Source organism: Enterococcus sp. AZ020, from assembly GCF_050499205.1.
In the GTDB taxonomy this organism is placed as follows: domain Bacteria; phylum Bacillota; class Bacilli; order Lactobacillales; family Enterococcaceae; genus Enterococcus_L; species Enterococcus_L dunnyi.
Window position 1 is genome coordinate 3007987 of the sequence record NZ_JBIPAT010000001.1, and the last position, 10520, is coordinate 3018506.

At 38.1% G+C, this 10520-nt stretch carries 15 protein-coding genes and 1 tRNA gene; all 16 read left to right on the top strand.

Going from position 1 to position 10520, the window contains the following annotated elements:
• The first annotated feature begins 378 nt into the window (after positions 1-378).
• The 16 genes from IGI58_RS14480 to IGI58_RS14555 all read left to right on the top strand — a co-directional run bounded on the left by IGI58_RS14480 (position 379) and on the right by IGI58_RS14555 (position 10516).
• A complete protein-coding gene (locus IGI58_RS14480) occupies positions 379-1008 on the top strand; it encodes a DUF3850 domain-containing protein (protein WP_429952840.1) in 630 nt (209 codons plus the stop codon).
• Entirely contained in the window at positions 1005-1178 is a 174-nt protein-coding gene (locus IGI58_RS14485) for a hypothetical protein (protein ID WP_429952839.1), read from the top strand. The genes IGI58_RS14480 and IGI58_RS14485 overlap by 4 nt, the downstream gene beginning before the upstream one ends.
• Positions 1175-1363 (top strand): hypothetical protein, encoded by a 189-nt coding sequence (locus IGI58_RS14490; protein WP_429952838.1) that lies wholly within the window; start codon positions 1175-1177, stop codon positions 1361-1363. The genes IGI58_RS14485 and IGI58_RS14490 overlap by 4 nt, the downstream gene beginning before the upstream one ends.
• The gene (locus tag IGI58_RS14495; RefSeq protein WP_429952837.1) at positions 1360-1938 is read left to right on the top strand and encodes a hypothetical protein; all 579 of its coding nucleotides are present in this window, start codon (positions 1360-1362) and stop codon (positions 1936-1938) included. The genes IGI58_RS14490 and IGI58_RS14495 overlap by 4 nt, the downstream gene beginning before the upstream one ends.
• The gene (locus IGI58_RS14500; protein WP_429952836.1) at positions 1925-2206 is read left to right on the top strand and encodes a hypothetical protein; all 282 of its coding nucleotides are present in this window, start codon (positions 1925-1927) and stop codon (positions 2204-2206) included. Before IGI58_RS14495 ends, IGI58_RS14500 begins: the two co-directional genes overlap by 14 nt.
• A 17-nt stretch (positions 2207-2223) precedes the next feature.
• The gene (locus tag IGI58_RS14505; protein WP_429952835.1) at positions 2224-3807 is read left to right on the top strand and encodes a DEAD/DEAH box helicase; all 1584 of its coding nucleotides are present in this window, start codon (positions 2224-2226) and stop codon (positions 3805-3807) included.
• A 5-nt stretch (positions 3808-3812) separates the two neighbouring features.
• Positions 3813-4310 carry a hypothetical protein gene (locus IGI58_RS14510; RefSeq protein ID WP_429956330.1) on the top strand — a complete coding sequence of 166 codons (498 nt, stop codon included), beginning with the start codon at positions 3813-3815 and terminating at the stop codon, positions 4308-4310.
• 1 nt (position 4311) lies between these two features.
• Complete coding sequence (locus tag IGI58_RS14515; protein ID WP_429956331.1) at positions 4312-6540, top strand: AAA family ATPase; 2229 nt, start codon at positions 4312-4314, stop codon at positions 6538-6540.
• Positions 6541-6784: 244 nt separating this feature from the next.
• Positions 6785-7180 (top strand): RusA family crossover junction endodeoxyribonuclease, encoded by a 396-nt coding sequence (locus IGI58_RS14520; RefSeq protein WP_429952832.1) that lies wholly within the window; start codon positions 6785-6787, stop codon positions 7178-7180.
• Positions 7177-7398, top strand: coding sequence for a hypothetical protein (locus IGI58_RS14525; protein ID WP_429952831.1), 222 nt, complete (start codon positions 7177-7179; stop codon positions 7396-7398). Before IGI58_RS14520 ends, IGI58_RS14525 begins: the two co-directional genes overlap by 4 nt.
• Positions 7399-7404: 6 nt before the next feature.
• Positions 7405-7623: a hypothetical protein gene (locus IGI58_RS14530; protein ID WP_429952830.1), complete on the top strand. Its 219-nt coding sequence runs from the start codon at positions 7405-7407 to the stop codon at positions 7621-7623.
• A gap of 5 nt (positions 7624-7628) precedes the next feature.
• Positions 7629-8129 (top strand): hypothetical protein, encoded by a 501-nt coding sequence (locus IGI58_RS14535; RefSeq protein ID WP_429952829.1) that lies wholly within the window; start codon positions 7629-7631, stop codon positions 8127-8129.
• 261 nt (positions 8130-8390) lie between these two features.
• Positions 8391-8463 (top strand) — tRNA-Asn (locus IGI58_RS14540).
• Positions 8464-8494: 31 nt separating this feature from the next.
• Positions 8495-8731: a DUF6275 family protein gene (locus IGI58_RS14545; protein WP_429952828.1), complete on the top strand. Its 237-nt coding sequence runs from the start codon at positions 8495-8497 to the stop codon at positions 8729-8731.
• 58 nt (positions 8732-8789) lie between these two features.
• Entirely contained in the window at positions 8790-9203 is a 414-nt protein-coding gene (locus IGI58_RS14550; protein WP_429952827.1) for a terminase small subunit, read from the top strand.
• Positions 9203-10516, top strand: coding sequence for a PBSX family phage terminase large subunit (locus tag IGI58_RS14555; RefSeq protein WP_429952826.1), 1314 nt, complete (start codon positions 9203-9205; stop codon positions 10514-10516). Before IGI58_RS14550 ends, IGI58_RS14555 begins: the two co-directional genes overlap by 1 nt.
• Positions 10517-10520 lie beyond the last annotated feature (4 nt).

The following is a 10520-nucleotide window of genomic DNA, read 5'->3' on the forward strand; positions in this document are numbered from 1 at the left end:
TGATCGCTCGTAAATAGTGTATCAAAGATATAGCGTGATTTCAAATAGATTTTAGGGAGTGATATATGTTCAAACGAATTATAAATTTTAAAATGAGCGATTGGAAACATATTTGGTGGCTTTGGAAAAATATGCATATCCAATTCTTTAAAGGAAATTTTAGCGAATCGTATGAAGCTTGGATGTGGATACTGGTGCATTTATCTTATGATTCTGAGAAAAAAGAGGTGGAGTAGGTGTGGAAGGTTAAATATTTAAATTGGTCACACAAAATCAAAACTACAAGAATACAGGCATTTACGGAAAAACAAGCTGAGCAAACAGCAAGTAATCTGTCTGATGTCAAATGCATATTAGATATTAAGGAGGACACAACACATGGGAAATATAGATTATTACATTAAGAAAAATAAAATGAAGATTGAGCGAAACGAGCGTGCTTTAGAAAACGGAATGTCATCGCATGCCGTTAAAGATTTAGATTTATGCAATGAAATGAGAGAGGAATTTATTGAAGACCTTAGACAACTCAGATCATCACTACCAAACCAACAGGACAAGATTGTGGTGCCGGAGTTTGTGGCTGAGTGGATTGAACATTGCAGAAAATGCTCGTGGGATTTAAGGGCAGCGATGTCGTTTGAAAACTTTGGCAATTTTGACGATAAGAGAAAACTAAAAAAATGGTTTTTAGATGGACAAGGCAAAAGCGAATTATTCGCTCGTGCGTGGCAAGACGGTTACACAGTGGTAAAAGAGCCTAGAAAGCATGTACTGAAATTAGATAGCGAATACTATGATGATGTTGTATCGGGATTTAAAAAGTTCGAAATTAGGTTTAACGATCGTGACTATAAAGTCGGAGATATTTTGGTGTTAGAAGAATATGACGGCATCGATTATACAGGTGATCGTTGTAAAAGAATAGTCACCTACATCACAGACTATGCGCAGCAAGATGGCTATGTAGTGTTGGGGATTGAACCAGTGGAGGAGGAAGCGAAATGAGTAAATCATATACAACAGAACAATTTGAGGCAATGCGTAAATTGTTTCAAGAATTTAAAGAAGTAGGACAGGAACACGAATTTACAGTAGGTACGATCCAAAGAAGATTAAGAGTTGGGCGAGTAAAAGCGCTGGATATATTTGTTGATTTGATGGAGGATGCGGAATGAAACGAATCTACATTTTATCGAATAATGGAACTCACAAAAATTACGTAAAAAAATACGATGGTGCATACTGTGGCTTTGGAAGTCGTGAAGAAGCAAAAGCCTTTGACGAAAAGCAAGCTAAAGAAGTTAAAGCGCTGTTGGATAGAAACATGGGTGAAGCTTTTATCGAGGAGGGAAACCAATGACAGAGAAAACAATACTGCGACAGATTAGATCATTAGCTCAAACAGCTGTCAATGCAGACGATGATCAAGAGCAGTTTAGTAACCTAATGCGGATTATCGAATTAACAGAAGTAGACAACCAAAACTTTGCAGTTGGGGAGTATTACAGTTATAAAAGTTTAGAGAATGTGTTGCATATCTTAAAAATTGATGCTGTTATGGGGGACATCGTAGAAGCGGGGTTTTTAAATACTGAAACAGGAAAATTAATCAATACAAGAATTGAACTTGACAAGAAATATGTACAACCAGCCACCGCCGAACAGATAGCAACGATTAAGCGTGCCGAGCAGTTTGCTGCTAAAGGGCGTAAGTTGGATGAGTTTCGAGTGGGGGATAAGGTTAACTGTAGCGAGATACCTTTTGATAATGGTTACTATATGGGCGATTTAAAGATTGAAAGATTCGTTGGAAAGCAATTTGTTGCAGAATCAGAAACCAGTTTTTATCCATTTGATTTAGATGAAATTAACAAAGTTACCCTCATCCAAACAGCCGAAGAACTGCAGGAGGTAGAAACTAATGAAGGCATATGAAGCAAAACAATTGATCAGAGAATATTCCGCAACTACAACATTAAAAGAAATATTCGAAAGTTTTGAAAGGCCGTTCGAGTGCCCACAGTGTAAAGGTGATGGATTCTATCAGAAAAAAGTAATAGTTCCGTATCCGAGCGGCTTACCCGATTCTGGTTGGGTACCAGATAGCATTGAATACCGTAGAACAGAATGTGAATTGTGTGACGGTCATGGTTGGGCTACCAAGGAGTACAAGCCGAAAATGGTTCAGGATGGCTGGCAATAAAAAAGGAGGGCGTAACATTGGAGCTTAGACCTTATCAACAAGAATCAAGAGAGGCTGTTCAGAACGAATGGGAAGCAGGCAACAAGAAAACTCTTCTAGTTTTGCCGACAGGAACTGGTAAAACAATTGTATTCAGTAAAATTATTGAAGATACAGTTAGAAAAGGAAATAGAAATCTCGTTCTTGCTCATCGTGGTGAGTTATTGGATCAAGCAGCCGATAAATTAGAAAAAAGTACAGGACTTAAAAGTGCAACTGAAAAAGCAGAAAAAAGCGCATTAGGAAGTTTCTTCCGTGTAGTCGTTGGATCGGTCCAAACACTACAAAATGAAAAACGATTGAAGAAATTTCCACCAGATTATTTTGACAATATCATTATCGATGAAGCTCATCATTGCATCAGTGATGGTTATCAACGTGTATTGAAATATTTTGGATCAGCGAATGTTCTTGGTGTTACAGCTACACCAGATCGTGGAGATATGAGGAATTTAGGTAGTTATTTTGATTCGTTAGCTTATGAATACTCATTAGTTCAAGCAATCAAAGAAGGTTATCTATCACCAATCAAGGCGGTAACTGTTCCGCTTAAATTAGACTTATCTGGTGTGGGGCAGCAAGCAGGAGATTTTAAAACAAAGGATTTAGGCACTGCGCTTGATCCTTATCTAGAATCTATTGCAGATGAAATGCTGGAATACTGCAAGGATCGCAAAACAGTTGTCTTTCTTCCACTCGTTAAAACTAGCCAAAAGTTTACAGAAATTTTGAATCGAAAAGGATTCAAGTCTGCAGAAGTGAATGGAGATAGTAAGGATCGCGCCGAAGTGTTAGAAGACTTTGAAAACGATAAGTACAACGTTCTCTGCAATTCTATGCTGCTAACTGAAGGCTGGGACTGTCCGAGTGTCGATTGTGTCATTGTTCTACGTCCGACGAAGGTACGTAGCTTATATAGTCAAATGGTTGGGCGGGGTACTCGATTACATCCAGGGAAAGAAGAATTGTTGCTATTAGATTTCTTGTGGCATACAGAGCGGCATGAGCTTTGCCATCCAGCACATTTAATTGCTGAAAATGAAGAAGTAGCCAAGAAGATGACCGAAAATATCGAAGAGGCAGGTTGTCCTATTGATTTAGAAGAAGCGGAAGCAAAAGCCGCCGATGATGTCATTGCTCAACGTGAGGAAGCTCTGGCTAAACAACTTGCTGAAATGAAAAAACGCAAACGTAAGTTAGTTGATCCGTTGCAATTTGAAATGAGTATTCAAGCAGAAGACCTTTCCAGTTATGTTCCAAGTTTTGGTTTTGAAATGTCTCCTCCTACAAATAATCAATTGCAGTCACTAGAAAAATTCGGAATTATGCCTGATGAAATAGACAATGCAGGGAAGGCCTCATTATTATTAGAGCGACTTAATAAACGAAGAATAGAAGGCTTAACTACGCCAAAACAAATCAGGTTTTTAGAAGGTAGAGGTTTCCAACATGTTGGAACTTGGGACTTCGAAGGAGCAAAAAAGCTAATTGATCGAATTGCTGGGAATGGTTGGCGCATACCTAGTGGAATAAATCCGTCGGAATACAGACCAGAGAGGTGATGAAAATGGCAGTGGCTTTGAATTTAGAAAATAAAAAATTTGGTAGGTTAACCGCTATAAGACGTTCTGATAACGTTGGTAATCATGCATATTGGCAATGTATTTGCGAATGCGGTAATGAAAAAACTGTTCGAAGTGATCATTTAAAAAATGGTTTAATAAAAAGTTGTGGATGTTTAGAAATTGACTCAAGGGAACGTGGAAACAATCATAAACATGGAGGGTCAAAACATCGACTTTATAGAATATGGTCAGGTATGAAAAAACGGTGCTTTAATAAAAATTGTCCTGCGTTTAAAAATTACGGTGGTAGAGGTATCACTATTTGTGTTGATTGGAAAAATGACTATGCCAGTTTTGAAACTTGGGCATTAAAAAATGGATATGATGATACTCTTTCAATAGATAGAATAGATGTCAATGGAAATTATGAACCTTCTAATTGTCGTTGGGCAAATGCCAAAACACAAGCGAACAACCGAAGATTGAGAGGTAGTGCTTGAAATGAGTTTTAATTTATTGGAAGTTTTAGATCATATAGATCCGTCTGCTCTGGATTATCAGGAATGGGTAAATGTTGGAATGGCTTTAAAACAGGAAGGCTATTCCGTTGATGATTGGGACGATTGGAGCAAGAATGATAGCCGATATAAACCAGAGGAATGTTTCAGAAAATGGGAAACATTCAAAGGTACAGGCTTACCAGTGACTGGTGCAACGATCACACAATTAGCAAAGGACAACGGCTGGCAGAGCTCTTATTCTGATGATGATTCGTTTCTTGATTGGAATGATAGTTTCATCGCAACAGACGTGGACAAAGGCTATAAGCTAGTAAAAACAGATTGGGTATTAGGAAAAGAAATCAAGGAGCCAAAAAACTGGAATCCTCCACAAGAGATCATCAGTTATTTAGAGGCATTGTTTGCTCCAGGGGATATTATCGGTTATGTAAATGATGGCTATTTAGATACAAAGGCAGATGGTCAAGAAAAATGGCTGCCTAGAAATGGTGTCTACACTAAAACATCTGGTGAGATCATTGATGCTTTAAGAAAAAACAACGGTGATATCGGTGCTGTGATGGGTGATCCTAATCAAGCAAGCGGTGCATGGATTCGTTTCAATCCATTAGACGGAGAAGGGACTAAAAATACTAATGTTGTTGACTTCCGTTATGCATTAGTAGAATCAGACAGCATGAAAATTGAGCAGCAACATGAGATCCTCAGAGAATTGGAGTTGCCAATTGTCGCTCTGACATATTCAGGTGGGAAAAGTCTTCATGCAATTGTCAAAATTGATGCTGTCAATTATCCGCAGTACCAAGAACGCGTGGATTACTTATATAAGATAGTAGAAAAAAATGGGTTAAGAGTAGACAAACAGAATAAGAACCCTTCTAGATTGACTCGTTTACCGGGTTTTGTCAGAGGTGAAAAGAAACAGTTTCTTATAGCAAAAAATATCGGTAAAGGCTCATGGGAAGAATGGCAAGAATACATTGAAGATATGAACGACAATCTACCAGATCCTGAAAGTTTGGCTGATTTATTCGATAAAGAAATCGAGTTGGCACCTGAACTGATCAAGGGAGTTCTACGGCAAGGGCATAAAATGTTGATTGCTGGTCCAAGTAAAGCCGGAAAGTCCTTCCTATTAATGGAGTTAGTAATTGCAATTGCTGAAGGTACTGACTGGCTAGGCTTTCCATGTGAGCAAGGAAAAGTTCTGTACGTAAACTTAGAGCTTGATGCTAATTCTGCGAAAAACCGTATTGTCGAGATATACAAGTCATTAGGTCATGGACATAAAAATGTCTCAAATATTGATATCTGGAATTTACGTGGGAAAACAAGTCCAATGGATAAGCTGGCCCCTAAGCTGATCAGACGAGCGCAAAAAGCTGGGTACATCGCAGTGGTCATTGATCCAATTTATAAAGTACTTACAGGAGACGAGAACAGCGCACATGAAATGGCTAATTTTACAAATCAATTCGATAAGATAGCCACAGAATTAGGATGTGCGGTCATCTACTGTCACCATCACTCCAAAGGATCTCAAGGAGGAAAAAATTCAATTGACCGTTCCAGTGGTTCAGGAGTATTCGCCAGAGATCCGGATGCTATTCTCGATCTAATTGAATTACCCGTTACTGAGGATCGTTACATTGTCCTTGAGAATCAAGCGGAGTGTGATACCTACTCAAGAGCGATCAAATACTATAATCCTTCATACAATGAAATTGGGTTAGATGATCAGTTCAGTAAAAAGCAAATGGGCCATCATTTAATGGCAGCCATTCAAAATCAAGAAACACTTGCTTATATCGAACAGGAACGACAGCGATCAGTTGAAATTGCTAGACAATGCAGCGCTTGGCGTTTAGAGGGAACACTGCGAGAGTTCCCGAGATTTAAAACTGTCAATGCATGGTTCAAATTCCCGATTCATGAGCTTGATGACTCATTGCAAGACATTAGTCTAGAAGACAATCCAAAAGAGAAGTGGAAAAAAGGTACCTCGAAATCAAACGAGAGTCGTTCCGAAAAAGCGAAAAAAGAGCTGGAAGAAGCGTTTAATATTTTAAGTGAAAATGGAGATTCTGTTGAAGTTGGACAATTATCTGATTACTTAGACATAGCAAGAAGTACGGTTTATACAAGAGTAAAAAAACACGAAAGTTTCAAAGCGGAAGATGGATTCATCTATAAAAATAAAGAAAAATGATTGTCGAGGCTAAATAGCTCCGACAAGCCCCGACAAAACAAGTTTTACGTTAAGGGCTAAATAGCTCCGACAAGCCCCGACAACTTTTAGAAACCCTGTCACACCGCTGTCCGCTATTCTTGTCTACTCTCCCTTTACAAGGGATAGAGTAGACAATAGAATACAGCGTGACAAAATTTGGAGGCGACAGAGGAAAAAGAAAAGGTATGTACTAGAATAAAATAACAGGAAATGGAGAATGAAAATGATTGAATTTTTTCTACACATGATACCGCCAGAAACCACTCATCAGCAAAAGAAAGTTCATGTGGTAAAAAATAAGCCAGTGTTTTATGAGCCGGATGATCTAAAGGATGCACGAACAAAGTTAATGGCTCATCTATCTAAACATATTCCGAAAGAGCGAATTGATGGACCCGTTCGGATGATGATCAAATGGTGCTTTCCATTAGTTGGCAATCATACGAATGGTGAGTACAAATATACTAAGCCTGATCTAGATAACAGTAATAAGCTGATTCAAGATTGCCTAACGAAATTGAATTTCTGGAAAGATGATTCTTATGTAGTCAGCTTAGTCGCTGAAAAATTTTGGGCAGAAGTACCAGGAATCTATATCAGAATTGAGGAGATAGAATGAATTGGGCTGACGTTTTTACAGATATACAGAAATGGATGGAGGCTTCTAATGTTATTCGATTGCAGCATCCAATTACTACCGATGAATATTGGGACTGGCTCATTCAAACACTTGGCTATTTAGGAAATAAATACAATAACCATCCAGTGGTGTTAGGATTCCTAACTGTTCTGATTGGTGTTCAAGAAGAAAATTATAAAAGTGCATTAGGAGGATGACAGGGAATGATTAAAAAAATATATAAGCAATGGGATAAGATTCTAATGATATTACTATTCATTTCTGCGATCTTGAACATGTTCTGCGGCTATGAATTTAGAGCCTTTGTGTATGCATTTTTATTGGTCGGTTTAGGCATACAGATAACTATCGCAGAACTTGCGAATTGGATTAAGTCGCTATGTCATTTACTTTACTGGAAAGAAAAAGAAAGAGAGGAGTAATCATATTGAGTAAGATTACTGAGTTATCAGATGAGCAGCTAGATATACTAGCGGAAAAAATCACCATGAAATTGACCAAAGAGCAGCAAAATGAATTTGAAAAAATGAGACAGTATGCTTTTCATAATACACGATTGCTTCTGAAAAATTTTGATAAATTGAAAGCACATGTACAAACTGTTGCGGATCAGCTTGAAGAGGATAGAGATACTTTTTGGAATCACAAGTATTTAACTCTTAGTGCATTGATGCAGAACAGAGCCAAGACGGTGAAAATTATGCATCATGTAGATATCTGTCTGAACGAATATGAAAAAATGTGCAAGGAGACAGGAAGTCGTGGCTATAAACTAATCGAGAAAAAATACTTTGGGCGTAAGATGAGTGATGAGGCAATTGCTGAGTATTACGATGTGGATCGAACTACTGCAAACCGACAAATCAAAGATGCGATAAACGAATTCTCAATTTTATTATATGGAGTGGAAGCTTTAGAAATAAAATAATGCACAGTTCACGCACAATCGATGCACCACAAAACCACATTTTCCGTGTTACTATGATAACGTGAAATAAGTAGGTTACCTGAAAAACAACCAAAAAAACATGAGAACTCCAATTTTCATAATTTGACTCCTTTAAACATGCCAGAGGGAACCTGTTTTCACTAAGCACTCACAGGCTAACAACAAAAATTGAAAATAAGGATGGTGAAAACTCTCCCTCATAGAGTTTATTTTACACATTCTTGTCTGTGGGTGTTTTATTGAGGTATAGCTCAGTTGGTAGAGCGCCTGACTGTTAATCAGGTTGTCACAGGTTCGAGTCCTGTTATCTCAGTTTGAAACAGAAAATAATTAGGAGTGATCAAATGAATAATCAAAACTTTATTGAAAATTGTATTGATATCGTAGAATCAAAAGGAGCGCAACGAGATAGTATTTTTGTAGTTTGGACCTGCAAAACTTTACAAAATAATAAAGCTATTCTTTCCTATGCTGGAAAAGGTGCGCCGCTATACGAAATCACGCACAATGGTGATAAGTCTGAAATCTATGTTGATACTTACATTAAAGAATCTAATGAGTGTTTAGTAATACCAAAATAAAGAAAATAGTCATCGCATTGCGGTGGCTTTTTATATTGCAAGAAAGAAGGTGAATAACATGACAATGACAGAGAAACAAAGGATTTTTGCGGATGAGTATTTAAAAGATCTCAATGGTACGAGGGCATACAAAGTCGCTTATCCAGCTGTTAAGAAGGATACAACGGCAGCAACTAATGCTGGGCGATTGCTTAGAAATGCTGAGGTTAAAACTTATATAGATGAGCAGCTCGAAATCATGCATAACGAACGCACTGCAGACGCTCAAGAGGTACTGGAGTATTTAACGGCAGTAATGCGGGGGGAACAGACTGAGACAGTGGCTACTTCAAAAGGATTATACGACGGGGTTGAGGTTGGTGCTAAGGATCGCTTGAAAGCTGCAGAACTACTGGGCAAACGTCATGCGCTGTTCACTGATAAAGTTGATATCGCTGGAAATATTGGCGTTACGATTGTGGATGATGTCTGATGGCAGCGAATCAAGTCAAAATCTCAGATATCATTACAGAACCGTTCAAAGAATTTTGGATTGTGTCGAGATGTAAAGAGCATCTGCGGCATGTGCTAAAAGGCGGGCGTGGTTCTGGTAAGTCGTTTCATATTCCTCTGAGAATCCTAGTGGATATTATGGAGTACCCCGTTTCTGCAGTTGGAATTCGTAAGGTTCAAAATACATTATTAAAATCAGTATATGCAAACTTTAAAGGTGCTGCTAACGTTTTAGGCGTTCGGCATCTTTTTCGTTTTGTTGATTCAAGGTTAGAAATCACCTATCGCCCAAGAGGTAATAAGATCTACTGCATGGGTGCTGATGATCCAGACAAAATAAAATCTATCAAAGATGCAGATTTCCCGTTGGCAATCGCTTGGTTTGAAGAATTGGCAGAGTTTAAAAGCGAGGATGAAGTCACTTCGATTGAGAATTCTATTCTACGTGAAGAGTTAGAAGGAAAAATCACTAGTGAGGCTGACAGGAAGAAAGCCTATCCTTTCGATTATAGCTTTTATTACTCATACAATCCGCCTAAACGTCGTCAATCATGGGTAAATAAGAAGTACGAAAGTAGTTTCATTGATAAGAATACTTATGTACATCATTCAACATATCTGACAAATCCTCATCTATCTAAGAAATTCATTGAAGAGGCTGAAAACGTCAAAGAGAGAAAGCCTTTAAAATATCGTTGGGAATACTTGGGTGAAGCAATCGGCTCTGGTGTAGTACCGTTTGACAATTTACAAGTAGAAGCAGGTTCTATCACAGATGAGATGGTTGCTAACTTTGATAATATTCGAAACGCTGTCGATTTTGGGTATGCAACTGATCCACTGGCTTTTGTTCGTTGGCATTACGATAAAAAGAAAAATGGCATTTATGCGATAGATGAGATATACGGCGTTAAGATCAGTAACCGAGAATTAGCCAAAGAGTTACATGCTAGAGGTTATCAATCTGATGAGATATTTGCTGATTCTGCTGAGCCTAAATCGATAGCGGAGTTATCTGATGAACATAATATCAAAAGGATTGAGGGCGTTAATAAGGGTCCAGACTCTGTGGAATATGGTGAGGAATGGCTGGATGACTTAGATTTCATCTGCATTGACCCATTAAGAACACCAAACATCGCTAAAGAATTTGAGAATATTGACTATCAAACTGATAAAGATGGCAATCCTAAGCCAAGGCTTGAGGATAAGGACAATCACACAATTGATGCTACACGTTATGCGTTTAGTGAGGATATGACAACTAATGAATTTGAATTCTTTGAATATTAGGGGG

Bases quoted from the DNA above. Each gene is read 5' to 3' on its own strand.
- IGI58_RS14480 (WP_429952840.1), top strand. From the start codon at position 379: ATGGGAAATATAGATTATTACATTAAGAAAAATAAAATGAAGATTGAG.
- IGI58_RS14485 (WP_429952839.1), top strand. From the start codon at position 1,005: ATGAGTAAATCATATACAACAGAACAATTTGAGGCAATGCGTAAATTG.
- IGI58_RS14490 (WP_429952838.1), top strand. From the start codon at position 1,175: ATGAAACGAATCTACATTTTATCGAATAATGGAACTCACAAAAATTAC.
- IGI58_RS14495 (WP_429952837.1), top strand. From the start codon at position 1,360: ATGACAGAGAAAACAATACTGCGACAGATTAGATCATTAGCTCAAACA.
- IGI58_RS14500 (WP_429952836.1), top strand. From the start codon at position 1,925: ATGAAGGCATATGAAGCAAAACAATTGATCAGAGAATATTCCGCAACT.
- IGI58_RS14510 (WP_429956330.1), top strand. From the start codon at position 3,813: ATGGCAGTGGCTTTGAATTTAGAAAATAAAAAATTTGGTAGGTTAACC.
- IGI58_RS14515 (WP_429956331.1), top strand. From the start codon at position 4,312: ATGAGTTTTAATTTATTGGAAGTTTTAGATCATATAGATCCGTCTGCT.
- IGI58_RS14520 (WP_429952832.1), top strand. From the start codon at position 6,785: ATGATTGAATTTTTTCTACACATGATACCGCCAGAAACCACTCATCAG.
- IGI58_RS14525 (WP_429952831.1), top strand. From the start codon at position 7,177: ATGAATTGGGCTGACGTTTTTACAGATATACAGAAATGGATGGAGGCT.
- IGI58_RS14530 (WP_429952830.1), top strand. From the start codon at position 7,405: ATGATTAAAAAAATATATAAGCAATGGGATAAGATTCTAATGATATTA.
- IGI58_RS14545 (WP_429952828.1), top strand. From the start codon at position 8,495: ATGAATAATCAAAACTTTATTGAAAATTGTATTGATATCGTAGAATCA.
- IGI58_RS14550 (WP_429952827.1), top strand. From the start codon at position 8,790: ATGACAATGACAGAGAAACAAAGGATTTTTGCGGATGAGTATTTAAAA.
- IGI58_RS14555 (WP_429952826.1), top strand. From the start codon at position 9,203: ATGGCAGCGAATCAAGTCAAAATCTCAGATATCATTACAGAACCGTTC.